We start from the raw sequence: 25522 nt of genomic DNA on the forward strand, positions 1-25522 counted from the left end.
TTTGATTAAATTATACTTTACGTTAATTTTAATTCACGATAATCTACAAAATCAAAACATTTCGTCATTGAATCTCTTAAAAAAATGAAAGAATTAAGCTATTTAAACAAATATTTCATCAAATATAAATATAGTTTCTCATTAGGAATTTTAATCACTATAATCTCACAAATATTCTCTTTATTCACTCCAAAGCTAATTAGCAAGTCTTTGAACGCTATTGAAAAGTTTGATAAGCTCCCAAAATCAGACCAGGCATCACAAACAATTATTGATGTTTATCGTGAAGGTTTAATTCATAACGTACTGTTAATCATAGCCACTACAATTGTCGCTGGTTTTTTAACCTTTTTAATGCGTCAGACTTTAATTGTAATGTCGAGACATATAGAGTTTGATTTAAAAAATGAAGTTTTCAGGCAATATGAAAACCTTTCTCAAAATTTCTACAAACAAAACCGTACGGGAGATTTAATGAACCGTATTAGTGAAGACGTTTCAAAAGTTCGCATGTATGTTGGTCCCGCGGTAATGTACACCATCAATACATTTATTCGTTTTGCCATCGTTATCATATATATGTATAATGTTTCGCCATTATTGACCTTATATACGATTTTACCATTGCCAATTCTTTCCTATTGCATTTTTAAATTAAGTTCAGAAATCAATAAACGAAGCACCACTTTCCAGCAATATTTATCGAAAGTTTCAAGTTTTTCACAAGAGATATTTTCAGGTATCCGCGTTATAAAAGCGTATTCTTTAGAAAATCAACATCAGAATAACATGGTGGCTCTTGCCGATGAAAGCAAAAAAAAGAGCTTGGATTTAGCCAAAGTCCAATCGTTATTTGGTCCTTTAATGATTGCGTTAATCGGGATTAGTAACTTAATTGTGATTTATTTTGGAGGACTTATGTATATCAATGGAACGATTGCCAACATTGGTACAATCGCTGAGTTTATTTTATATGTAAACATGCTAACCTGGCCAGTTGCTTCATTAGGATGGGTTTCATCAATGGTTCAGGAAGCCGAAGCGTCTCAAAAACGTTTGAATGAGTTTTTGAAAATTGAACCTGAAATTAAAAACAAAAACGAAAATTCATCAGATATTCAAGGTTCAATTGCTTTCGAAAATGTAAGTTATACGTATGAAGACACTAATATTAAAGCTCTGAAAAATGTGACTTTTACAGTAAAAAAGGGAGAAACATTAGCTATTTTAGGAAAAACCGGTTCAGGAAAATCGACTATTTTATCCTTAATTTCCCGATTGTATGATGTCACAAACGGACAAATCACAATTGATCAAAACGAAATAAGTTCTTTAAATTTAAACGATTTAAGAAACAACATTGGGATTGTTCCCCAGGATGCTTTTTTATTCTCGGATAGTATTAAAAATAACATCAAATTTGGTAATCAAAACGCTACAGACGAAGAAGTGATTGAAGCGGCTAAAAATGCAGTTGTTCATGATAATATTATTGCTTTTAATAAGCAATATGATACTATTTTGGGCGAAAGAGGAATCACATTATCCGGCGGACAAAAACAGCGTGTATCTATTGCGCGTGCAATTATTAAAAACCCGGCTATTTTACTTTTTGACGATTGTTTATCGGCAGTTGACACAGAAACCGAAGAAACAATCTTGAATAATTTATTTGAAATTTGCAAGGATAAAACTACAATAATAGTCAGTCATCGAGTATCATCAGCTAAAAATGCCGATAAAATAATCATTTTAGAAGATGGCAGAATCATTCAACAAGGCTCTCATAATCAATTAATAAATCAGGAGGGTTATTATGCATCGTTATATTTAAAACAACTTTCGGAAAAAGAATTACTTTAAATGTTGCGTAATAGATAATTTTTTATGATTTTTGAGTACTATTAATTCCAAAAAATGATAGAACGTATTATGAGAGAAAATGACATGTTAGAAAAAGAAGAGATTTTTTCTAAAGTATTACGAGCAGGAAGAAGAACTTATTTCTTTGATGTGAGAGCTACTAAAGCTGATGATTATTATATCACTATTACCGAAAGCAAAAAATTTACTGAAGAAGATGGTTCGTTTCATTTTAAAAAACACAAAATTTACTTGTACAAAGAAGATTTTAGTGCTTTTGCCGAAATACTGGAAGAAATGACTTCATATGTCCTGAACCACAAGGGCGAAGAAGTAATTTCTGAAAGACACCAAAAAGATTTTAAGAAAGAATACGGTTCTGATAAACCTGAAGGACAAAGATCTAGCTTTACTGATATTGATTTTGACGATATTTAGTCCAATATAACTTTTTAAAAAGTACGAGTCCAATATGTCCTGCATTTTGGACTTTTTTTATATATTAATTAATTATTTAGATTTAAGACTTTAGATTTCTCTAAGTTGTCCGAAATCAAGCCAATTTTAATTAATTTAAACAAGTTCCATCGGAACGCTATATTTATAGATTTGTAAAATTATTTTGCAAAACCCCATTGGGGTGAGATATTGATAATCACAAATAAAAACCAGATTTCGCTCCGCTGGAGCTTTAAGAAAAAAACATATATTAGCTATAAATATTATGCTCCTCCGGAGCTTTGAAAAACTTATATATCATTATCATTTTTTAAAAATATAAAAATGAAAAAAATATTTTTTTTACTGGGTTTCTTCTTGCTTTCCATATTTTGTTTTGCCCAAAAAATAGAATACGAAACCAAATCAAATATTCAATATTACAATTCAGCAACCAATAAGTCTGATAGTTACATTAATGAAAGATGTGTTCTTGATATTTATTACCCTAAAAAAACCAAAGGTTTTGCCACAATAGTTTGGTTTCATGGAGGCGGATTAACTGGCGGAAACAAAGAAATTCCGGAAGCTTTAAAAAATAAAGGTTTTGCTATTATTGGTGTTAATTACAGATTATCTCCAAAAGAAAAAGCAGCAAAATCTATAGATGATGCGGCCGCTGCAGTTGCATGGGCATTTAATAATATTGAAAATTATGGTGGAGATAAATCCTTAATTATTGTTTCAGGACATTCTGCCGGAGGATATTTAGGTTTAATGATCGGTTTAAATAAAGAATATTTAAAGAAAGAAGGAATTGATGCTAATAAAATTGCAGGATTAATTCCGTTTAGCGGACAATGCATTACTCATTTTGAAATAAGAAAAGAAAACGGAATTCCTGATACAACTCCAACTATTGATACTTTTGCTCCGTTATATTATGTTCGTGCCGATGCTCCACCACTTTTATTGATTACCGGAGATCGTGAATTAGAAATGCTGGGACGTTATGAAGAAAACGCCTATCTGGCAAGAATGATGAAATTAGTAGGACATAAACAAACTAAACTTTATGAATTAGACGGATACGGACACGGAATGACAGAACCTGGTTTTCCGTTGCTTGTCAACGAAGTCAATCGCATTATAAAAGAAAATAAAAAATAACCTAATAAATCCACGGCAATGGAAACCAACTTATTAATATTACCCGGACTAGGAAATTCAGGTGTTAAACACTGGCAGACCTTTTGGAATAAAAAATTCAAAAACTCAACCCGCTTAGTTCAGGACAATTGGGATGAACCCGTTCGTGAAGAATGGATAGAGCGCTTGAATGAAGAAGTTGAAAAACTTGACGCGCCAACTATTTTAGTCGCTCATAGTCTTGCGGTTTCATTAGTACAACATTGGGCAGCATCAAATAGCAATAAAAATATTGTAGGCGCTTTATTAGTGGCTCCTGCCGATGTAGATTCACCTCAACATACTCCGGAAAGTATCAGAAATTTTTCGCCAATGCCTCTAAACAAATTACCGTTTCCGTCAATAGTTGTCGCAAGCGAAAATGATCCTTATGCTACTTTTGAAAGAAAACAATATTTTGCTGAAATGTGGGGAAGTGATTTTGTAAACGTAGGTCAAAAAGGACACATTAACTCTGATTCTGATTTAAAATATTGGGAAGAAGGGCAGTTGATTTTAGAACATTTAATTCAAAATATTAAAACAAATAAAAATGATTGAGGAAAACAACTATCAACAAGAAGCTATAGTTAATCCTAAAAACATTTTAACAAAAATAGTAACATCTCCAAAAGAAGCCTTTATATTTATAAACGATTATAAATATAATAAGCATGTAACTTTATTTTTAATACTTTCAGGCATTGTTAGCTCTTTTGACAAAGCTATATCTAAGGATATGGGTAATAACCTACCTCTTTGGGGCGTTATCACTTATGGCATATTGATTGGAATAACTTTCGGATGGCTAATAAATTTCACATATGCTTTTTCAATAAGCTGGACGGGAAGATTACTTAAAGGCAGTGGAGATACACAAGCTATTTTAAGAGTGATTGCTTATTCAAGTTTACCTGTAATTACTTCTTTATTTTTTCTTTCCCTTCAAATTTTGATTTACGGAAATGCTATTTTTCAATCCAGCTTTTTTGACCTTTATTACGGATTATTTCATACCATTATTTATTGGTTTTTTTACTTTGCCGATTTAGTTTTAATCATTTGGACAGTTGTACTTCTTGTTATTGGTACTTCTGTTGCGCAAAAAATTTCAACAGGTAAAGCAATTCTAAACTTATTACTTCCAGCTTTTTTAATAATGTTAATCGCTTTAACTATTTTTATTGTTGTTGATTTACTATTTAATTAACCTATCCTCAACCCATTTTCTATTTTAAAATCCGGAGCAAGTAAAATAACGTCTCCCTCCTCGCCTACTGCGCCAAGAACTAAACATTCACTCATAAATTTCCCAATTTGTTTTTTTGGAAAATTTACAACCGAAACTATTTGGCGATTCAGTAAATCTTCTTTTTTGTATCGTTTTGTTATTTGTGCAGATGACTTCCTGATACCAATTTCAGCTCCAAAATCAATTGTGAGTTGGTAAGCCGGTTTTCTTGCTTCAGGAAAATCACTTACTTCTATAATGGTTCCGACACGCATATCGGTTCTTTCAAATTCATTCCAGGTTAAATCCATTTGTTCATTTTTTTTATACTTCTACAAACCTATAAATTTTGTAATTATTAAAACTAATTCTATAACCGCTTTTTTTAGTTCTCCATCTAAATTTACATATAAAATACTTATGCTAACACTAAAAAAGATATAAAATGGAGAATACAATTCTTAACCCCGATCAAACTTTAAGAGATTTTGATTTCAATTTACATGAACAAAATACAGATAAATATATTAAAACCTCTAAAAATGTAAAGCTTTATGTGAGAGATTATGGAAAAGGAAAACCTGTAATCTTAATTCATGGCTGGCCTCTTTCTAACGAAATGTGGGAATATCAAATTGATTTTTTAGTTGAAAATAATTATAGAGTTATTGCTTATGATCGTCGTGGATTTGGTAAATCATCACAACCTTATGACGGATATGATTATGATACTTTAACTGATGATTTAAAAGAAATTATCGATCAGCTTCAATTAGAAAACGCAACTCTTGTAGGATTTTCAATGGGTGGCGGTGAAGTAGTGCGTTACTTTAGTCGTTATGGTGGAAAAGGCGTTACAAAAGCCGCTCTTATTTCTTCGGTTGTTCCTTTTTTATTACAAACTAATGATAATCCTGACGGACATCCCAAAGAAAAAAGCGAAGCAACGGCAGCTGCTATCAAAGAAGACAGAATAGGGTTTGTGGATAATTTTGGAAAGACATTCTTTGGAATTAATATTATCAATAAACCCTTAAGTACACCACTATTAGAATATTACAGAACATTATGTTCATTTGCTTCGCCTCGTGCGACTTTAAAATGTGCCGAAGCATTTTCATATACTGACTTTAGAGAGGAATTAGATTTTATAAAAGTTCCAACCTTAATTATTCATGGCGACGATGATAAAATTGTTCCTATCGACCTAACATCAGCAAAAGCTGCACAAGCCATTCGCGAAAACACTTATATTATTTATGAAGGCGCACCACACGGATTATTCTACACAGATAAAGATAAATTGAATAACGATTTATTGAATTTTCTAAATTCGTAAATTCATTATTTGCATTTACATATCCGCTGGAATCTTTTAGAAGTAAAAGATTTCAGCGGATATTTTTTTTAATAGTGTACACTTTCTTTTACAGATTTTTAGCGTTATTTTTGAGAAACTTATCTCTGTAAAAATGGCACGAACTCCTTCAAATATGCTTCCGCTTGGAACAATTGCTCCAAATTTCAAACTGAAAGACACTAATTCTAATAATGAATACTCTTTTGAAGATTTGAAAGGATCAAAAGGAACATTAGTTATTTTTATTTGCAATCATTGTCCGTTTGTACTTCATATTATTAACGAAATTGTGATGATTGCCAATGATTATCGTGTTCAGGGAATGGGTGTTATGGCTATTTCAAGTAATGACGTTGAAAAATTTCCGCAGGATTCTCCTGAGCTTATGACGGAATTTGCTTTTCAAAATAAAATTGATTTCCCTTATTTATTTGATGAAAGTCAGGAAGTTGCCAAAGCTTTTGATGCTGCCTGTACTCCGGATTTCTATTTATTTGACGAGCAAAACCGATTGTTTTATCGAGGTCAGCTTGACGATTCAAGACCCGGAAACGGAATTCCGTTAAGCGGAACTGATTTGCGCAGCGCTATAGATGCACTCATTTACAACAGAAGTTTAAAAGAACCTCAAAAGCCAAGTCTGGGCTGTAATATTAAATGGAAATAAAGATCTTAGCTATTTAAAAAAGATTACCTATCTTTGCTGATCAAATTAATTACACTCATTGTGAGCACTATAAATCTATTTACAGTTTTTATGTTGTTGTTTTCTCTTTCGGGAAGGCTACTTACTGCTGTATTTATTTCACATAGTAAGGCCTTTATCAATTAGGCCTCCGTCTATTTCAATTTCTTCTTTCAGGCGGAGGATTTATACCACGATTTAATCATTTATTTTATTTGAAAGAGTAAATTTCTCTCTCAGATAATTTTTTGGTTTTTTCAATCAAAAATTTCCAAAATGTATATTATTAAAATTCTGATTTGCAATTGCAATTTGGAATAGAAATTATGCATTTATCAGTCTGAAAGAAATCACATAAAACACTGTCATTCAAATAAATTAATAACAATAATAAATAAAACATAATATGAAACCAACACCCACTTTCTGTAAAACAGATTATAATTTTTTAAGAGAATTGATCTTAAAAAGTAAAAATTCAACAAATGCTAAAGAAGCCAATCAGCTTTCACAAGAATTAGACCGTGCCATAATTAGCAAAGAAACCGAGTTAGACAACTCGATTGTAAGAATCAATTCATATGTAACAATTGAAGATGTAAAAGCAAAAAAACAAATGAAAATTCAAATCGTATTACCTTCATTTGCAGATGTAAAACAAAGTAAAATTTCAATTCTTGCTCCATTAAGCGTTGCTATCATTGGTTTTAAAGAAAATGACGAAGTAGATTGGGAATTACCGGCTGGAATAAAAACTTTAAAAATAATTGCTGTTAATAATATTTCTGTAAGCAATTAATACTTTTTAAACACCTCATTTGTGAAGGTGTTTTTTTATGTTCTGTTTTAAACAAAAAAAACTATCCAATAATCACTGAATAGTTTTATGAATCTACAAAATCAACTTCCTACAATTGTGAAGTTATATAATTTGATATTGAAGCCATTTGAGTATCATCTAACTTCGCTTTTTTCTGCATTCTTGCTAAAATTGGTTTCCATTCTTCCTGAGTAAATTTCTTTGCGTCATATAATTTATGACATCTTGCACAACTGTTTTCATACAAGTTTTTGCCTTCTGCTAATTCAGGCGTTAATGCTATATTTTTAACTGTTTCTTTTACTTGCAAAGTAGTTTCTGCAGTTGTTGTTGAAGCAGTTTTCTGAGTACCACATGAAGCTAAAAGCAATGTTACAAAAGTGAGAGTTATAATTTTTAATTTCATTGTTTTCTTTTATTTTGAAAGTAAATATAAAAAAATCCCATTCGCCGTGACGAATGGGATTCTAATTTAAAACAATACTAAATTGCTTCTTATTTTATTATTTTACTTCCATTAATTCAACATCGAAAATCAAAGTTGCGTTTGGTGGAATAACTCCTCCTGCACCTGCAGATCCGTAAGCTAAATCAGATGGAATTACAAAACGAGCTTTGTCACCTACTTGTAATAAAGCAACACCTTCGTCCCATCCTTCGATAACCTGACCTTGACCTAATCTAAATTCGATTGGTTTTTTACGTGGATAAGAAGAATCAAAAACTTTTCCGCTTTCTAAAGATCCTTCGTAATGAACTGCAACTGTTTTACCAGATTCCGCTTTTTTACCGTCTCCTTTTTGAATCATTTTGTAACGTAAACCGCTTTCAGTTTTTTCAAATCCAGCAGCTAATTGCTCCATTTTAGCTTCAGATTCTGCTTTTAAAGCAGCATCTCTTTTCAAACGAGCACCTTTTAAACCTACAAAAGCTTCGATGGCATTAAATTTTTCAGCTTCTTCACCAACTCTGATGATTTCTACATTTTCAAGAGCATCACCTTGCGCAACAGCATCAACGATATCCTGACCTTCTACAACATGACCAAAAACTGTATGTTTTCCGTCTAACCAAGAAGTTGGAACGTGAGTGATGTAAAATTGAGAACCGTTACTAGCAGGTCCTGAATTTGCCATTGCTAAAACTCCCGGACGATCGTGTTTTAAACTTGGGTGAAATTCATCATCAAATTTATAACCAGGATCTCCAGTTCCTGTTCCTTTTGGGCATCCACCCTGAATCATAAAATCAGGAATAACTCTGTGAAACGTTAATCCGTCATAGAATTTTTGTCCCTGAGGTTTTACTTTATTTTCCATATTTCCTTCTGCAAGAGCTACAAAATTCCCTACGGTTCCTGGTGTTAGATCGTGTGTTAGTTTTACTAATATCGAACCTTTGCTAGTGTTGAATTTAGCGTATATTCCGTTTTCCATTTTTGTTATTTTTAATTTAATTGCAAATTTACAAATTAATTTTTTATCAATTTGTTCTTTCTATTTTTTAGACTTTGATTTATAAGTAAGACCGTAAACTATAAATGCCAATGCTGACAAACCAACACAACCTATAGTTACGGCATGCCATCCTCCTAATTTCCATAATAATAATCCGTAAGCAGATCCTGCAGCAGTTCCTAAAAAGCTAAAGGACATAAATACAGTATTTAATCTGTTTCTGGCTTCCGGAAGCAATGAATAAACTCTGGTTTGATTAGAGATGTGAACGCCTTGAATTCCTACGTCAATGAATACAATTCCTATTGCGATCCCGATTACACTTTCTACTGAAAAATAAAAGATTATGAAACTAATTAAGATCAATAAACAGCCATAACCCACTGCTACTCTTGAACCTCCTTTATCGCCCAATTTCCCAACCAAAGGCGCTGCTAAAGCTCCTGAAGCCCCTACAATCCCAAACAAACCAATTGTAGCACTGCTATAATGAAAAGGTTCTCCAGAAAGCAACAAAACCATAGTGACCCAAAAAGCTCCAAATTGTGCAAAACTAAATACATTTATTATAGTTGCTTCACGTAAAACGGGTTGTGTTTTTATAAGTGTAAAAAGAGATTTGATTAATTGACCATAACTTCCCTGAAACTGAGGTTTATTGACCGGGAATTTATTCTGAATCACAAAAAAGATGAGTAAACAAATTCCGGAAGCAATATAAAACATTGATCTCCAACCCAAAACCTGACCAATGAATCCGCTTAAAGTTCTTGAAAGCAAAATTCCCACAAGCAATCCGCTCATAATAGTTCCAACAACTTTCCCTCTTTGTTCCGGCGCACTTAGTGACGCTGCCAAAGGCAAAATAAGTTGCGGAACGATTGAAGTAATTCCGATTAACAGAGAAGCAATTTGTAAAAGAAAAAAGCTTTTAGCTGTAGCCGCAAGAATTAATGCGATTACAGAAGCAAAAGTCGTGATTAAAATTTGCTTTTTGCGTTCAATTTTATCTCCCAGAGGAACCATAAAAAACAACCCAATAGCATAACCAGCCTGAGTGAGATATGTGATTGTTCCCGCGCTGGCTTCAGGAATTTTAAATTCGTTGGCAATTAAAACAATTAAAGGTTGGCAGTAATACAGATTTGCAACTATAAGTCCAGTGCAAGCTGCCATAAATAAGACATTCGTTTTGGATAAATTCATTTTGCAAAAATACTATTCTAATTCGTACGAAAACTTTAAAAAATGTATAAATTTTTCAAATCTACGAGCAAATCAAGTCTTTTCTATAATAATTCTACTGATTTTTACAACCTTATGATTTCATAAAATCTTCTCGAATTGGACTGAAAACATCAGTTAAAAGTCCGCTTTCTAAACATAATACACCATGAATTGCGTGAGGCGGAATATAAAAACTATCCCCTTCTTTTAAGGTTTGGGTAACTCCACTAATTGTAACATCAAATTTACCACTTGAAATGTAGGTAACTTGTGTATGATAATGTTCGTGGAGAACGCCAATTGCTCCTACTTCAAAATGAACATTGACCAACATTACGCGATCATCATAAGCTAGGATTTTACGTTTAATTCCTTCGCCTACAACTTCCCACTCTACTTCGTCTCCTTTTATAAATTCTTTGCTTGTGCCAAAACTTTGCATATCTGTTATTTTAAATTCAATTTTTACAAAAATAATCTTTTAAGTGGTTTTATTTTAAACTAAATTTTTAACAATAAAATCACAACTTCTTTTAATTGACTCAAAAGGGTTTGTATTATAATTATTCTCTTGTTCTACAAAAAAATGTTTCATTCCGGATTGTTTTACCTGATTAAAAATAGTTTTAAAATCTATTGTCCCTGAACCTACTTCGGTATTTAAAGCGGAGTTAATTTTATCCATATCCTTCACATGCCACATTTTAAATCGACCCGGATTTTGATTAAAGAATGTAACAGGATCATTTCCTGAGTGAATTGTCCAATATAAATCCAGTTCAAAGTAAACCAGATTCTTATCCGTTTCGCTTAATAAAATTTCATAACCCGTAATACCATCATGTTTTTGAAATTCGAAATCATGATTATGATACGCTAATTTTAAGCCTGAATCTGCACATATTTTTGCAGCATCATTTAAACGTTTAGCTAGTACTTTATAATCATTTATGTTTTTTCTAAAAGGTTCATCGACCCACGGAACCGTCAAATATTCACTTTTTAGAATTTTAGCAGCTTTTATTGCAGCTTTAAGTTCTGTGGTATTTCCATCAGCTAAAAAACCTCCTAAATTATAATGTCCGCTAACGGCTTTGAGTCCGTTTATATCTAAAATTCTTTTTAATTCTATTGGTGAAAATCCCCAAAACTGATCTTTGATTGAATAGCCATAAGTTTCTACAGTTGTAAATCCTGCGGCGGCAACTTTTTCTAAAGTAGCTTTTACATTTTTCGGAAGTTCGTCCCTTAAAGTGTACAATTGTAAACCAATTTCTTTTTTATCCATAGTAAACGCTAATGATGGCAAAGCCAAAACGGCTGTTGTGGCAAGACTTGCATTTATAATAAAGTTTCTTCTTGTGACCATTTTTATTTTAAAATAGAAATGTAAATCTAAACTTTTAATTCAATCTTAAAACGCTAAAATTGATTTTCGAAATTATCTATGAATTACTGAAGAGCAATTTCCGTTTCCTGATCTATAACTTTTCCCTCTTCATTAATTTTTCCGCGAATGCCTTGTATTAAAAGCTGCTTATTTTCGTCGAATTTAGCTCCAATCGTTTTCATTATTAATAAAAGTTGTTGGTGCGCCATTTCTCCTGAAGCCGAAGCTGTTATTAAACCGGTTTTTTTATCTGAGAAAATAGTAGTCGAAACACACCATTCTAAAGTATTTTTTAAACTTCCGGGCAAACCAAAAACATATTCAGGCGTACAAATTATAACTCCGTCTGCCTCAGTGATTTTATTTCTGAAGAATTCGACCTTTTCTGGCGGATTCTCAGTATCTAAATCAGGATTAAAATGTGGAATATCAGCTAAATCTTCAAAAATATTAACCTCAAATTCAGGCTTTATATTCTCAGAAATAAATTTTAAAATTTTGTAATTACTTGAATTTTTTCTGGTACTGCCAATGATGGCAAGTATTTTTGTTTTTTTCATCTCTATTTATCGAACAATACAATGTCCTTTTTCATCGAATCAAATTCGTCATTTAAATTATTCTTTTTAAAATAATTTTCTAAATCAATTAACCTCTTTTTATTATCATATTTTATACATGAATTCAATTTCCTTTGACAAACAGAACATAATCTTATTGAGCTTTTATCTGTTTCAGATAAACTGTTGGTTCCATTCATCACACAATTTGTAGTAATACAATGATGTAAACCAAACATGTGTCCAATTTCATGTGAACTTGTTTTTAATAATCTTGATAAACATAGATTAAAGTTTTCCGAAGTTAATTTCTCATCCTGAAACCTATAAATTGAGCTTACACCTATTTTATCGTGATAAGATGCCAAACCAAAAACATAATTCCATTCTGGCTTAGGATATAAATCCAGTTCTGTAAGCCCCATTAAAGCTATACTGTTTAAAGGTTTTTCATCTTTCAAAACATCATCTAAAATATAACCTGCCAATAACTGTTCATGTCCAAAATTCATTCTTCTCGCAGAATTTGGAATCACATCATTAGAAATAGGGTCTAAAGTTTTTGTTTTTAATTGAAAATAAATTTCTAAGTATTCATTGGTGAGTTGAACTTGTTCCTTTTGTAAAGAATTAAATTTTCCAATAGGTTGAATATAGATGACATTTGCCTCTTTCGTTGGAACAATATGTTTAGACATATAATATTGCTCAAAAGTTTGTCCTTTTTCTTTATGAGAGAATAACCAATCTCCATAAACAGGTGTAGCTATCTTAACATCATTACTTTTAATTTGTTTAAAATATGGTCCTTCTTCTGGAATTTCTTTTGAAGTTTGCTGTATTTTTTCTTTTGTTTTTTCCTTACTGCAGGAACAAAATATTACAAAAATAAGAATAGCTATTTTTTTCATATACTTTTTGTTAAATATATTCAAAAAAACAACTATTCTTATTTTATGTTTTGATTTTTTCTAATCAAATATTTTCGAAATTCTTACTTGAAGAAATTTTATAATAATGAATACAATAGTTATAAACTGCATCTTTATAATTAAGAAACCTAAAAAATAATAAAACGATTATAAAAACTATATCACTAATTTGTAATAACCTATTTCACCGCAAGTTCCTGAGGTGTATGCTGTTGTTTTTCTGTTTTATAAGAATAAATTTTATCATCTTTATCTACATATACATAAGTGTAATTCCAATAATTTGGACCTGCGATTCTTGAGCCTTCTTCATTACCGGCATTTGCATATATTTGTTCTCCATATATAAGTATTTCACCCTGATCAGAATTGCTTAAAGTACGTATTGGGGTTCCCCACGCTTTAATAATATTATTTTTAGACTGCCCAATCCATTTATTATTTTCGCTTGAATTTTTAGTTGAAGAACAAGCATTCAAAACTAAAATAGTAACTAGCAACAGAATATTCTTTATCATGACAAATCAATTTATGAGTTATTTTTAAGTAAATAATGAAATGTAATATTAAGCGTAAGTACCTTTTATAAATTTACATCAAAACAATTCCACATTACATAATTCCTACTTTTTGAATTGTTTAACAAATTGTTAAGTCTGGGATTTATTTCTTATCAATTGAAATAAATCCTACATATTAGGTTAATAATGTTATAATTTTTTCTCAACTATTTCATTTCTAAAATCATTAAAAATTCACAAATATTAACTTTGTATCTTTGCCACTTAGAACTATTGAAGAAAAAAAATGCGAATTGACATTGTAACTATTTTACCTGAATTACTAAGAAGTCCGTTTGAGGCTTCAATTATGAAACGTGCCATAGACAAAGGTTTGGTCGAAGTACATTTTCATAATTTACGCGATTATACCACAAACAAGCAAAAAAGTGTCGACGATTATCCTTTTGGCGGAGGCGCCGGAATGGTAATGACAGTTCAGCCAATTGATGCATGTATTACGCATTTAAAAAGCGAACGTGAATATGACGAAATCATTTATATGTCGCCGGATGGAGAAACCCTGAACCAAAAAATGGCGAATACAATGTCGATGTATGAAAATATTATCATTTTATGCGGACATTATAAAGGTGTGGATCAACGTGTTCGGGATCATTTTATTACGAAGGAAATTTCGATTGGCGATTACGTTTTATCAGGAGGAGAATTAGGCGCTTTGGTTTTATCTGATGCCTTAATTAGATTAATTCCCGGTGTTTTAAGTGATGAAACTTCGGCTTTGACCGATAGCTTTCAGGACAATTTACTTTCAGGACCTATATATACAAGACCCGCAGATTATAAAGGATGGAAAGTTCCTGAAGTTTTAACAAGTGGTCATTTTGCTAAAATTGACAAATGGCGTGAAGACATGGCGTATGAACATACGAAGAACAGACGTCCGGATTTATTGGAAGAACAAGATTAGTTTTCAGTCTCAGTCTCAGTTTTCAGTGAATTTGATTGCGGTTAATACTGAGACTGAAAACTGTGACTGCGACGAAAAACTGAGACTGAAAAACTGAGACTGAAAAACTGAGACTGAGCCTCAACTTAAAATAATTTATAATTTACAATTTATAATTCATAATTATTTTCTACATTTGCACCCGAATTAGACTAACCTCTGGCGAGATCCGTGAATGTTATTCTATACAAAAACCATAATTATAAGATATCATGGCAGATTTAATGAAATTCGTTAAAGACGAATTAGTTGCTAAAAACGATTTCCCTGTTTTCGGAGCTGGAGATACTATCACAGTTTACTACGAAATTAAAGAGGGTGAAAAAACAAGAACTCAGTTTTTTAAAGGAGTTGTTATTCAAAGAAGAGGTTCTGCTAACACAGAAACTTTTACTATCCGTAAAATGTCAGGAGCTATTGGAGTTGAGCGTATCTTCCCAGTAAACTTACCAGCTTTACAGAAAATTGAAATCAACAAAAAAGGAGCTGTTCGTAGAGCTAGAATTTTCTACTTCAGAGAACTTACTGGTAAAAAAGCTAAGATTAAAGATAAAAGAAGATAATCATTTATCTCTTTGTTATAAAAAACTCGTTTCAAGTAATTTGAAACGAGTTTTTTTTTATGCTTAATTTTCAAAATGTCAAAACTGTAAATTTTTAATATCTAAATCACCAATTTGACAATTAAATGACTTCGAAATAACAATCTGATAATTTCGGTATTTCTCAGGAAAACTATACCGTTTTCGGACTGTTTTTATTATATTTGCTCCGCTCATTCTGAGCCGACTATACCTTTTACATCGCTACTCTTTGGCGATACGATTATAAAAAAAAAAAAAAAAAAATGACACAGAATTCAAAAATTTATTACACCTTAACTGATGAGGCGCCATTATTAGCGACTTATTCTTTTTTACCAATTGTGCAGGCATTTACTGCTACTGCCGGTATTGCAATTGAAACTAGAGACATCTCTTTGGCAGGTAGAATTTTATCAAATTTTACTGAACTTTTGACTGATGCTCAAAAAACTGGTGATGCTTTACTTGAATTAGGGCAATTAGCTACACAACCTGAAGCTAACATCATCAAATTACCTAACATTTCTGCATCTGTACCGCAATTAAAAGCTGCTATTGCTGAATTACAATCTCACGGTTACAAAATTCCTAATTTTCCGGAAGATCCTCAAAACGATGCCGAAAAAGAAATTAAAGCTAAATATGCTAAAGTTTTAGGTTCTGCTGTAAATCCGGTATTACGTGAAGGAAACTCAGATCGTAGAGCTCCTCGCGCAGTAAAGAATTTTGCAAAAGCAAATCCACACTCGATGGGTGCATGGTCTGCTGACTCAAAAACTAAAGTTGCTTCAATGCCAAACGGTGACTTCTACGGAAGTGAAAAATCACTTACAGTTACAGAAGCTAACGATGTAAAAATTGAATTTATTGCTAAAGATGGTACAACAACTGTTTTAAAAGCAAGTACTCCTCTAAAAGCAGGTGAAATAATTGACAGTTCTGTAATGCATTTAAAAGCGTTAAAAAGCTTTGTTGCTGATGCAATTGCTGATGCTAAAAAAGAAGGTGTTTTACTTTCTGTGCATTTAAAAGCTACAATGATGAAAGTTTCAGATCCAATTATCTTTGGCGCTATCGTTGAAGTATATTTTGCTGATCTTTTTACAAAATACGCAACTTTATTTGCTGAATTAAATATTGATACAAGAAACGGTTTAGGTGATATCTACGCAAAAATTGCAGGAAGACCTGAACAAGCTGAAGTTGAAGCTGACATTACTAAAGCAATCGAAAACGGTCCAGCTTTAGCAATGGTAAATTCTGATAAAGGAATTACAAACTTACACGTTCCATCTGATGTTATTGTTGATGCTTCTATGCCGGCAATGATTCGTACTTCAGGACAGATGTACAATAAAGAAGGAAAACAACAAGATACAATCGCTGTTATTCCGGATCGTGCATATTCTGGTATTTATACTGCAACAATCGATTTTTGTAAAAAACACGGTGCTTTTGATCCTAAAACAATGGGAAGTGTTCCTAACGTAGGTTTAATGGCTCAAAAAGCTGAAGAATACGGGTCTCACGATAAAACTTTCCAATTAAAAGCTGACGGAGTTGTTCGTGTAGTTGATAATGAAGGAACTGTTTTAATGGAGCAGGAAGTTGAAGCTAATGACATTTTTAGAATGTGTCAGGCAAAAGACGCTCCTATTCAGGATTGGGTTAAACTTGCTGTAAACAGAGCTCGTTTATCTGATACTCCTGCTGTTTTCTGGTTAGACGAAAACAGAGCGCACGACAGAGAATTGATCGTAAAAGTTCAAAAATATTTAAAAGACCACAATACAACAAACTTAGATATTCGTATCTTAAACCCTATTGCTGCAACTGAATTTACTTTAGACAGAATTATCAAAGGTTTAGACACTATCTCTGTAACAGGAAACGTTTTACGTGATTATTTAACTGATTTATTCCCAATTTTAGAATTAGGAACTTCAGCTAAGATGTTATCTATCGTTCCTTTAATGAATGGTGGCGGATTGTTTGAAACTGGTGCCGGAGGTTCTGCTCCAAAACACGTTGAACAATTTACTGAAGAAGGATATTTACGTTGGGATTCATTAGGAGAGTTTTTAGCTCTTGGTGCTTCATTAGAGCATTTAGGACAAACTTTAAACAACTCTAAAGCAATTGTTTTATCTGAAACTTTAGACGAAGCTAATGATAAATTCTTAGCTAATGATAAATCTCCAGCTCGTAAAGTAGGTCAAATTGATAATCGTGGATCTCATTTTTACCTTGCTTTATATTGGGCACAAGCTTTAGCCGCTCAAAATAAAGATGCAGATTTGAAAGCTATTTTCACTCCAGTTGCAGCTGAACTTGAAGCTAACGAAACAAAAATCGATGCTGAATTAATTGGTGCGCAAGGAAAACCTCAAACTCTTGGTGGTTATTACCAGCCAACTCCTGAGTTAATGAGTAAAGCAATGCGTCCTAGCGAAACATTTAACTCTATTATTGCTCAAATAAAATAATCAATAAAAGAGGCACAGTTGTGTTTCTTTAAGATAATTTTTATCAATATTAAAAAGACAACTTTAAACGGTTGTCTTTTTTTTTTGTAACAGAAAAATAAGATTCTTAACTAATGTTTAACAATAGTTCTACATTAATATTTAGTAAGAATTATTAACTATGTGCTTCAAATACAAGACAATGATTACAAAAAAAATCGGCCTTCTTTTTATACTCCTTTTAACTGCTTTAACTTCCTTTTCTCAGGAAAAATTTACTTTAAGCGGGACAATTACTGACTTTAAAAACAATGAAACTCTAATTGGTGTTAATATTTACATTCCCTCTCTAAAAATTGGAACTACAACTAACGAATATGGTTTTTATTCCCTTACCGTTCCTAAAGGCGAACATGAAATTGAAATCAGTTATGTTGGGTATCAAACCATTCAGAAAACAGTTAATTTAAATCAAAATACAAAAACGAATTTCGGAATCAACGAAAGCGGCGAAGACCTACAGGAAGTTGTAATTAAAGATAACCGAGGAAAAATTAATATCAAATCTCCGGAAATGAGTGCCAATAAACTTTCTATTGCCACCATAAAAAAAATGCCTGTTGTTATGGGCGAAGTCGATGTTTTAAAATCTATTTTATTACTTCCGGGAGTTACAAATGCCGGCGAAGGAGCTTCAGGATTTAATGTACGCGGTGGCGGAGCTGATCAAAATTTAATATTATTAGATGAAGCTACGATATTTAATTCCTCTCACGTATTTGGATTTTTTTCTGTTTTTAATCCTGATGCTATAAAAGATTTAAAATTATACAAAGGCGGAATTCCAGCTCGCTATGGCGGAAGAGCCTCTTCTGTATTAGATATTTATCAGAAGGACGGAAACAGTAAAGAATTTCATGTAAATGGGGGAATTGGATTAATTTCAAGCCGAATTCTTGCCGAAGGTCCAATCGTAAAAGATAAAGGTTCATTCCTAATTGGCGGAAGAGCATCTTATGCACATTTATTCTTAAAACTATCAGAAGACCAAAAAGATAACACAGCTTATTTTTATGATTTAAACACAAAATTAAGTTATAAATTAAACGACAATAACAGCTTGTATTTATCAGGTTATTTTGGTCGTGATGTTTTTAGTCTCAATAAAAGTTTTACGAATACTTACGGAAATTCCACTTTAAATTTGCGCTGGAATCATTTATATTCTGATAAATTATTTGCCAATTTATCCTTGATTTATAGTGACTATTATTACGGACTTGATCTGGATTTTGTAGGTTTCAAGTGGGATTCCGGAATCAAAAATTACAATATCAAGTACGATTTCAAAAACTACATTTCAGATAAATTCAAATTAAATTATGGCGTAAACGGAATTTATTATGAATTTAATCCCGGAACTATTAAGCCAAGTAACGACACATCTGGAATTAATCCGGATCAACTAGATAAAAAATATGCTTTTGAACCGTCTGTTTATATCGAAGCAGAAAATCAACTTTCGAAAAAAATTACGGTTTCTTACGGATTGCGTTACAGTTTATTTTATCGCTTAGGCTCGTCTACAATTAATTATTATGAGAATAACGAACCTGTTACTTTCAATACTGATATGCAGATTTATGAAAAAGCTACACCAACATCAACAAAATATTTCGGCAAAAATAAAGAGATTCAGAATTATAACAATTTAGAACCACGCTTTTCAGTTGCGTATCAATTAAATGATGATCAGTCAATTAAAGCAAGTTATAATAGAATGGCGCAATATCTTCAATTGATTTCGAACACCTCATCACCTACTCCATTAGATGTCTGGATGCCAAGTGACAATTATATCAAGCCACAAATTGCAGATCAGGTTGCTTTGGGTTATTTTAGAAACATCAATAATGGCGCTTATTCTGTAGAAGTGGAAACTTACTACAAGAAAATTCAAAACCGATTGGATTATATCGATGGTGCTGATTTAATTGCAAATGACGCAATTGAACAAGTTATCCTGAACGGACGTATGCGCGCCTATGGTGTCGAATTTATGATCAAGAAAAATGAAGGCAAATTAAACGGATGGATTTCGTACACCTTATCAAAATCACAACAACAAACTCCAGGAAGAAATGCAGACGAAACAGGAATCAACAACGGACAATGGTACAGTTCTGCTTATGATAAAACACATAATTTAGCCGTTACATCAGCTTATAATTTAAACGAAAAATGGTCTTTTGGAGCTAACTTTGCTTTGCAATCCGGTCAGCCCGTAACGTATCCTAACGGTCAATATGAATATTTAGGAATCACGGTTCCTAATTACGGACAAAGAAATGAAAACCGTTTGCCGGCTTATCATCACTTAGATGTTTCGGCAACTTTAACACCCAGAACAAATAAGGACAGAAACTGGAAAGGCGAATGGGTTTTTAGCATTTATAACTTATACAATCGCCATAACGCAGCTTCAATCAATTTTCGTCAAAATGTTGATACGGGCGCAAATGAAGCGGTACAAACATCTATTTTCGGAATTGTTCCTGCTGTTAGTTATAATTTTAAATTTTAAAAAACCAATTTCTGTAAAAAGAAACAAAAGATATATCATGAAAAAAGCAACCTTATTAATCGTACTTTTCATATCGATTTTCGTTACAAGTTGTGAGGAAGTTGTTGATGTTGATCTCGATACCGCACCTCCAAAATTAGTAATTGAAGCCGCCATAAACTGGCAAAAAGGAACAACAGGAAATCAGCAAACTATAAAATTAAGCACAACTACCGGTTATTTTGAAAATGTAATTCCAACGGTTTCAGGAGCAACAGTTTTTATACAAAACAGCCAAAACGAGCACTTTAATTTTACTGAAATTCCAAAAACCGGCAGGTATGTTTGTACTAACTTCAAGCCTGTAATTGACGAAACCTACATTTTAACCGTAATTAGTAACGGAATTACTTATAATGCCACTGAAATGATGAAACCTGTAGCTCCAATCACACGCATAGAACAAAATGACGAAGGCGGAATTACAGGCGATGAAATCGAAGTTCGTGCTTTTTATAACGATCCGCCTGATGTAGATAATTTTTATTTGTATAAATATGTCTACTCGAATAAAATTACCTCAACGTATTATGTAAGTGAAGATAAATTTTTTCAGGGAAATGAATACTTCAGTTCATCAGATGATGACGATCTAAAAATTGGCGATGAAGTTGAAATTACACATTACGGAATTTCAAAACAATACTACAATTATATGAGCATTTTAGTGAGTATTGCAGGAAACAATTCCGGAGGACCCTTTCAATCTCCGCCGGCAACAGTAAAAGGAAACATCATGAATATCACTAACAAAGAAAATTATCCGTTAGGTTATTTTTCGCTTAGTGAAATCGATATAAAAAAACACAAAATTCAATAATTAATATGGTAGCCAGAATTGAAATTTTATCCGAGAAAAAATTAATTGGTAAACACATTGTAATGTCATTTATCGAAAACAAAACATTTCAATTATGGAGCTCTTTCATGCCAAGACGAAAAGAAATCAAGAACCCAGTAGATTCTAATCTATATTCCCTTGAAGTATTCCCTGAAGGTCATTTTAATAATTTTGATCCAAATAATAGTTTTCAAAAATGGGCAGCAGTCGAAGTTTTTGATTTTGAAGAGATTCCTTCTGAAATGGAAACTCTCATAATTCCAACCGGATTATATGCCGTTTTTGTTCATAAAGGTCCACAAAGTGAAGCTCATAAAACCTATCATTCCATTTTTGTAGAATGGCTGCCCAATTCAGAATATACTGTTGATGAAAGGCCTCATTTTGCAGTAATGGGAGATAAATACAAAAAAGAAGATCCTGAATCTGAAGAAGAAATCTGGATTCCGATAACTAATAAAGCTTAATTTTTTGCCACAAATTTCAGTGATTAAAAAAATGTCTTTTGATTATAATAATGAATATGTAAAAAACAATTTGAATTAATCTTTTAAATCTGTCGCTAAAAAAACAAAACATTATGCTAATAGAAACACTAAAATCCCTTTTCAACAGGGATTTAAATAAACTAAAACTCGAAATAGAATCGTATCAAAATGAAAGCCAAATCTGGGTAATTGATAAAAACATATCCAATTCAGGAGGAAATCTTTGCCTCCATTTAATTGGAAACATCAATACTTACATTGGAGCTGAATTAGGAAAAATAGATTATATACGAAATCGTCCTTTAGAATTTTCTTTAAAAGATATTCCAAGATCAGAATTATTAAGCAAAATTGACAATACAATTTTGGTTGTAAATAATACCCTTGATACTTTAACCGAAAAAGATTTAGAAGCCATTTATCCACAAATTGTATTCGAAAAAGAAATGACAACAGGTTTCTTTTTGGTTCACCTTTCCACACATTTAGCCTATCATTTAGGACAAATCAATTATCACCGCAGGTTATTTTAAGATTTTTAGTCTCAGTATTCAGTCTCGGTTTACAGTCTCAGTTTACAGTTAAAAGTTAACTCAGCACCGCAAACTATGACTGCGACTGAATACTGTAACTATAACTGCGACTGAATACTGAATACTGTAACTGAATACTGTAACTGAAAACTATTAAAAAACCCTCAACATATGTAAATGTTTAAAAATTAGAATTAAGCAACCTTTGCTATAATTAATTCAAAATTCTAAACATGAAACATTTACTTCTTATTTTATTATCTCTTTCTGCATTTACTGCAAAAGCACAAACCTTCAAAAATCCCGCTTCTTTATTTGATCCAACTCCTTATGGTTTTAGTCACGCATCCTCCGTAAATACAACAGGCGAACTAGTTTACATTTCCGGACAAAGCGGCGGATTAGGAAAAGAACATACCTTGAGCAGCAACTTTAGAGAACAAACACAAGTTGTCTTAAAAAATATCGTAACAATTCTGGACAGTTACAATCTAAAGCCAGAGAATGTCATGAAAATAACAATTCTCATCGTTGACCATTCATCTGAAAAACTAAAAATATGGAATGAAGAAATTAGCAAAGTATGGAAAAACAAACCTTTCCCTGCAAGTACCTTAATTCCAGTTTCTAAACTAGCTCTCGATGGAATGTTAATTGAAGTAGACGCCGTCGCTTTTAAAGCAAGTAATTTTTAAACCATTAAGAGATTAAGAAAAATTAAGTTTTATGCTGTATGAAACTTAATATCTTAATGGTAAAAAAAAATCTAAAATCTAAAATCTAACCTCTAAAATCTTATCCTTTCGTACATTTACAGCACATTTCAAATCAAAAATCTAAATGTCATCACACCATATCGTACGCGACGACCAGGAACCAGCATTAATTATTGCAAACGGAGCAGCATGCAATCCGGAATTATTAGGACAATTGCTCGAATGGTCGCCACTCGTTATCGTGCTGGATTCTGCTATTGAAAGAGTTATAAAACTTGATATAAAAGTCGATGTACTTTTAGGTGATTTTGATAATGGTTTTGATCCTGAAATCTACAAAACCTCGCAATATCCTATCGAAATTGTACACACACCAGATCAGGATAAAACCGATTTAGAGAAAGCTTTTGATTATTTAATCGCCCGCAAAATTCCCGCTGTAAACGTAGTTTGGGCAACCGGAAAACGCGCAGATCACACCATTACAAACCTAACCAATATCGTTCGATATCGTAATTTGCTTAAAATCGTAATTCTGGACGATCATTCTAAAATCTTTTTATTACCAAATAAATTTGAGAAATGGTACACGGCAAAAACGCCTATTTCCTTGATTCCCATTGGCGTTGTTAACGGAATTAATTCTACCAATTTACAATATCCGCTAAAAGACGATACTTTGACAATTGGTTACAGAACCGGCAGCAGCAATTCTGTGGCGCAAAATGGCTTAGTCAGTATTACCCATACAAACGGCGATTTATTGCTGATGGAATGCATGGATTAAAAAAAATTTGTTTCTCGCAGATTTTGCAGATTACGCAGATTGCGCGCATCAGCTTAAATCTTTTTAAAATCTGCGAGAAAAAATTAACACATAGAAACATCATTTTTATATCTAAAGCAAACCAAAAATTTATATTTCGATTGTCTTAATATGCATTTGTAATTTGGAATTTTAATATTGGGGTTTCCACAAAGGTCAATCGTTTTCATAATTTTCATTTACCGCAAAAAGAATGACTATCTTTGCACGGAAATTTACAAAATGAAAGAAACAGACAATTCCGAAAAAAACAATTTACATCCTCGAAATCTTCATCGTTCCCGTTATGATTTTGAACTTCTGATCGCAAATTGTCCCGAATTAAAAGGCTACGTTGCCATAAATATTCACGGAATTGAAACGATTGATTTCAGCAATCCGTTAGCAGTAAAAGCGCTTAACAAAGCATTACTACAAACTTATTACGACATACAAAACTGGGATATTCCTAAAAATTATCTTTGTCCGCCAATTCCCGGAAGAACAGATTATATTCATTATTTAGCCGATTTACTTGGCGAGACCAACAACGGAGTTATTCCTCAAGGGTCTTCAGTATTAGGTTTAGATATTGGTACAGGCGCTAACTGCATTTATCCTATTTTAGGAAATGCCATTTATGATTGGAGTTTTGTGGGAACGGATATCGACGAAAATGCAATAGAAAATTGCAGCAAAATCATCGAGGCAAACCCAAAATTAATAGACGCAATAAGTTTACAGCAACAAACCGAATCTCGTTTTATCTTTAAAAATATTATTACGCCCGAAGATCGTTTTACGTTCACCATTTGTAATCCCCCATTTCATTCTTCTGCCGAAGATGCGAATCAAAGTACAGTTCGTAAAGTTTCTAATTTAACGAAGGAAAGAAAAAAAACAAATCCAGTCCTGAATTTCGGAGGTCATAATGCCGAACTATGGTGCGACGGCGGGGAAATTGGTTTTGTAACCCAAATGATTTATGAAAGCTCAAAATTTGCCATGCAATGTTTGTGGTTCACCACTTTGGTTTCAAAACGAGAAAATCTTTCAAGCATTTACAAAACACTAAATAAAGTAAATGCATCTGTTGTAAAAACAATCGATATGGCTCAAGGTCAAAAAACAAGCCGAATTGTTGCCTGGACATTTTTAAGTGATAGTCAGCAAAAAGCGTGGAAGTTTTTAGAATCATAAATCTTGTTTTTATTTATTGTTTTGTAACTTCGTGTAAATTATATTACTATGAATACTCTTGAACTTAAGAATATTTTGATATCTGAAATTTCAAAAATTGATGATGAATCATTTTTATCTGCTTTAAAAACCATTTTAGACAGTCGGAGCAATTCTTCAAAGAATTATTTGACTCAATATAATGAAGAACTAAAAGTTGCTGAAGAAGAGATTGAAAATGGAAATTTTTATTCTCACAAAGAGGTTATTGATAAAATCGAGCAATGGAAAAAGAAATAATTTGGTCAATTACTGCTCAAAATCAGCTTGAAAAAATTTATTTTTCCTTATTAAAAGAATCTAAGACTGAGCACATTCCAATTAAAGTTATTAATGAAATTACTAATTCAGTTACTATTTTAATTAAAAATTGGGAAATCTATGAAGTAGATGAAATGAAAATCTTAAATAATGGTACTTATAGAGCTTTCCAAATTTATAACTATAGAATATCTTACAGAATTACTTCTAATACAATTCGAATTTTAAGAATTAGACATACAAGTCGAAATCCAAAAGCATTATAATTATGATACTTTAAAGTAAA

At 32.2% G+C, this 25522-nt stretch carries 29 protein-coding genes; 20 read left to right on the forward strand and 9 right to left on the reverse strand.

The annotated features are described in order from the left end of the window. Positions 1 to 84 precede the first annotated feature (84 nt). From KHA90_RS07450 to KHA90_RS07470, 5 genes are all read left to right on the forward strand, one after another. A complete protein-coding gene (locus tag KHA90_RS07450; RefSeq protein ID WP_213297045.1) occupies positions 85 to 1863 on the forward strand; it encodes an ABC transporter ATP-binding protein in 1779 nt (592 codons plus the stop codon). Between the two features lie 69 nt (positions 1864 to 1932). After that, positions 1933 to 2301 (forward strand): PUR family DNA/RNA-binding protein, encoded by a 369-nt coding sequence (locus tag KHA90_RS07455; RefSeq protein ID WP_029268690.1) that lies wholly within the window; start codon positions 1933 to 1935, stop codon positions 2299 to 2301. A gap of 345 nt (positions 2302 to 2646) precedes the next feature. Continuing rightward, positions 2647 to 3471, forward strand: coding sequence for an alpha/beta hydrolase (locus tag KHA90_RS07460; RefSeq protein ID WP_213297049.1), 825 nt, complete (start codon positions 2647 to 2649; stop codon positions 3469 to 3471). An 18-nt stretch (positions 3472 to 3489) separates the two neighbouring features. Beyond that, positions 3490 to 4050, forward strand: a complete 561-nt coding sequence (locus tag KHA90_RS07465) for an RBBP9/YdeN family alpha/beta hydrolase (protein WP_213297052.1) — start codon at positions 3490 to 3492, stop codon at positions 4048 to 4050. Beyond that, positions 4043 to 4699 carry a YIP1 family protein gene (locus KHA90_RS07470; protein WP_213297055.1) on the forward strand — a complete coding sequence of 219 codons (657 nt, stop codon included), beginning with the start codon at positions 4043 to 4045 and terminating at the stop codon, positions 4697 to 4699. Before KHA90_RS07465 ends, KHA90_RS07470 begins: the two co-directional genes overlap by 8 nt. On the opposite strand, the gene KHA90_RS07475 is transcribed toward KHA90_RS07470, so the two are convergent. Continuing rightward, entirely contained in the window at positions 4696 to 5031 is a 336-nt protein-coding gene (locus KHA90_RS07475; RefSeq protein ID WP_213297057.1) for a tRNA-binding protein, read from the reverse strand. The two genes, KHA90_RS07470 and KHA90_RS07475, sit on opposite strands and share 4 nt — an antisense overlap. A 134-nt stretch (positions 5032 to 5165) precedes the next feature. Here KHA90_RS07475 and KHA90_RS07480 point away from each other — a divergent pair, with 134 nt between their 5' ends. The 3 genes from KHA90_RS07480 to KHA90_RS07490 all read left to right on the forward strand — a co-directional run bounded on the left by KHA90_RS07480 (position 5166) and on the right by KHA90_RS07490 (position 7564). After that, positions 5166 to 6059: an alpha/beta fold hydrolase gene (locus tag KHA90_RS07480; protein WP_213297059.1), complete on the forward strand. Its 894-nt coding sequence runs from the start codon at positions 5166 to 5168 to the stop codon at positions 6057 to 6059. A 133-nt stretch (positions 6060 to 6192) separates the two neighbouring features. Beyond that, positions 6193 to 6747, forward strand: coding sequence for a thioredoxin family protein (locus KHA90_RS07485; protein ID WP_213297061.1), 555 nt, complete (start codon positions 6193 to 6195; stop codon positions 6745 to 6747). Between the two features lie 424 nt (positions 6748 to 7171). Next, positions 7172 to 7564: a GreA/GreB family elongation factor gene (locus KHA90_RS07490; RefSeq protein ID WP_213297063.1), complete on the forward strand. Its 393-nt coding sequence runs from the start codon at positions 7172 to 7174 to the stop codon at positions 7562 to 7564. A 109-nt stretch (positions 7565 to 7673) separates the two neighbouring features. On the opposite strand, the gene KHA90_RS07495 is transcribed toward KHA90_RS07490, so the two are convergent. From KHA90_RS07495 to KHA90_RS07530, 8 genes are all read right to left on the reverse strand, one after another. Continuing rightward, positions 7674 to 7991: a c-type cytochrome gene (locus tag KHA90_RS07495; protein WP_213297065.1), complete on the reverse strand. Its 318-nt coding sequence runs from the start codon at positions 7989 to 7991 to the stop codon at positions 7674 to 7676. Positions 7992 to 8088: 97 nt separating this feature from the next. Then, entirely contained in the window at positions 8089 to 9021 is a 933-nt protein-coding gene (locus KHA90_RS07500) for a peptidylprolyl isomerase (RefSeq protein ID WP_213297068.1), read from the reverse strand. A gap of 60 nt (positions 9022 to 9081) precedes the next feature. After that, positions 9082 to 10218 (reverse strand): MFS transporter, encoded by a 1137-nt coding sequence (locus tag KHA90_RS07505; RefSeq protein WP_244860266.1) that lies wholly within the window; start codon positions 10216 to 10218, stop codon positions 9082 to 9084. 142 nt (positions 10219 to 10360) lie between these two features. Continuing rightward, positions 10361 to 10711, reverse strand: a complete 351-nt coding sequence (locus KHA90_RS07510) for a cupin domain-containing protein (RefSeq protein ID WP_213297074.1) — start codon at positions 10709 to 10711, stop codon at positions 10361 to 10363. 54 nt (positions 10712 to 10765) lie between these two features. Then, complete coding sequence (locus tag KHA90_RS07515) at positions 10766 to 11638, reverse strand: sugar phosphate isomerase/epimerase family protein (RefSeq protein ID WP_213297076.1); 873 nt, start codon at positions 11636 to 11638, stop codon at positions 10766 to 10768. Positions 11639 to 11721: 83 nt separating this feature from the next. Then, entirely contained in the window at positions 11722 to 12219 is a 498-nt protein-coding gene (locus KHA90_RS07520) for an NADPH-dependent FMN reductase (RefSeq protein WP_213297078.1), read from the reverse strand. A gap of 2 nt (positions 12220 to 12221) precedes the next feature. Then, positions 12222 to 13130 (reverse strand): archaemetzincin, encoded by a 909-nt coding sequence (locus KHA90_RS07525; protein ID WP_213297080.1) that lies wholly within the window; start codon positions 13128 to 13130, stop codon positions 12222 to 12224. Positions 13131 to 13330: 200 nt separating this feature from the next. Further along, positions 13331 to 13669: a hypothetical protein gene (locus KHA90_RS07530; protein WP_244860267.1), complete on the reverse strand. Its 339-nt coding sequence runs from the start codon at positions 13667 to 13669 to the stop codon at positions 13331 to 13333. Between the two features lie 289 nt (positions 13670 to 13958). Between KHA90_RS07530 and trmD the strand changes: the two genes are divergently transcribed. The 12 genes from trmD to KHA90_RS07590 all read left to right on the forward strand — a co-directional run bounded on the left by trmD (position 13959) and on the right by KHA90_RS07590 (position 25502). Further along, complete coding sequence (gene trmD / locus KHA90_RS07535) at positions 13959 to 14642, forward strand: tRNA (guanosine(37)-N1)-methyltransferase TrmD (protein WP_213297082.1); 684 nt, start codon at positions 13959 to 13961, stop codon at positions 14640 to 14642. Between the two features lie 251 nt (positions 14643 to 14893). Then, positions 14894 to 15244 carry a 50S ribosomal protein L19 gene (gene rplS, locus KHA90_RS07540; protein ID WP_213297084.1) on the forward strand — a complete coding sequence of 117 codons (351 nt, stop codon included), beginning with the start codon at positions 14894 to 14896 and terminating at the stop codon, positions 15242 to 15244. Positions 15245 to 15528: 284 nt separating this feature from the next. Continuing rightward, complete coding sequence (locus KHA90_RS07545) at positions 15529 to 17751, forward strand: NADP-dependent isocitrate dehydrogenase (RefSeq protein ID WP_213297086.1); 2223 nt, start codon at positions 15529 to 15531, stop codon at positions 17749 to 17751. Positions 17752 to 17932: 181 nt separating this feature from the next. Then, on the forward strand, positions 17933 to 20314 hold the full coding sequence (locus KHA90_RS07550) for a TonB-dependent receptor (protein WP_213297088.1): 2382 nt from the start codon (positions 17933 to 17935) through the stop codon (positions 20312 to 20314). 37 nt (positions 20315 to 20351) lie between these two features. Beyond that, positions 20352 to 21173, forward strand: coding sequence for a DUF4249 domain-containing protein (locus tag KHA90_RS07555; protein ID WP_213297091.1), 822 nt, complete (start codon positions 20352 to 20354; stop codon positions 21171 to 21173). A 5-nt stretch (positions 21174 to 21178) separates the two neighbouring features. Further along, positions 21179 to 21661, forward strand: a complete 483-nt coding sequence (locus tag KHA90_RS07560) for a GyrI-like domain-containing protein (protein WP_213297094.1) — start codon at positions 21179 to 21181, stop codon at positions 21659 to 21661. 113 nt (positions 21662 to 21774) lie between these two features. After that, a complete protein-coding gene (locus KHA90_RS07565) occupies positions 21775 to 22215 on the forward strand; it encodes a DinB family protein (RefSeq protein ID WP_213297097.1) in 441 nt (146 codons plus the stop codon). Positions 22216 to 22448: 233 nt separating this feature from the next. Further along, positions 22449 to 22910 (forward strand): RidA family protein, encoded by a 462-nt coding sequence (locus KHA90_RS07570; RefSeq protein ID WP_213297099.1) that lies wholly within the window; start codon positions 22449 to 22451, stop codon positions 22908 to 22910. 145 nt (positions 22911 to 23055) lie between these two features. Further along, positions 23056 to 23718: a thiamine diphosphokinase gene (locus KHA90_RS07575; RefSeq protein WP_213297101.1), complete on the forward strand. Its 663-nt coding sequence runs from the start codon at positions 23056 to 23058 to the stop codon at positions 23716 to 23718. A gap of 261 nt (positions 23719 to 23979) precedes the next feature. Next, entirely contained in the window at positions 23980 to 24936 is a 957-nt protein-coding gene (gene rlmF, locus KHA90_RS07580) for a 23S rRNA (adenine(1618)-N(6))-methyltransferase RlmF (RefSeq protein ID WP_213297103.1), read from the forward strand. 48 nt (positions 24937 to 24984) lie between these two features. Next, positions 24985 to 25215, forward strand: coding sequence for a hypothetical protein (locus tag KHA90_RS07585; RefSeq protein ID WP_213297105.1), 231 nt, complete (start codon positions 24985 to 24987; stop codon positions 25213 to 25215). Then, positions 25200 to 25502 (forward strand): type II toxin-antitoxin system RelE/ParE family toxin, encoded by a 303-nt coding sequence (locus tag KHA90_RS07590; protein ID WP_213297107.1) that lies wholly within the window; start codon positions 25200 to 25202, stop codon positions 25500 to 25502. The genes KHA90_RS07585 and KHA90_RS07590 overlap by 16 nt, the downstream gene beginning before the upstream one ends. Positions 25503 to 25522: the final 20 nt, after the last annotated feature.

The sequence above is a fragment of the Flavobacterium psychroterrae genome, from assembly GCF_018380615.1.
In the GTDB taxonomy this organism is placed as follows: Bacteria; Bacteroidota; Bacteroidia; order Flavobacteriales; family Flavobacteriaceae; genus Flavobacterium; species Flavobacterium psychroterrae.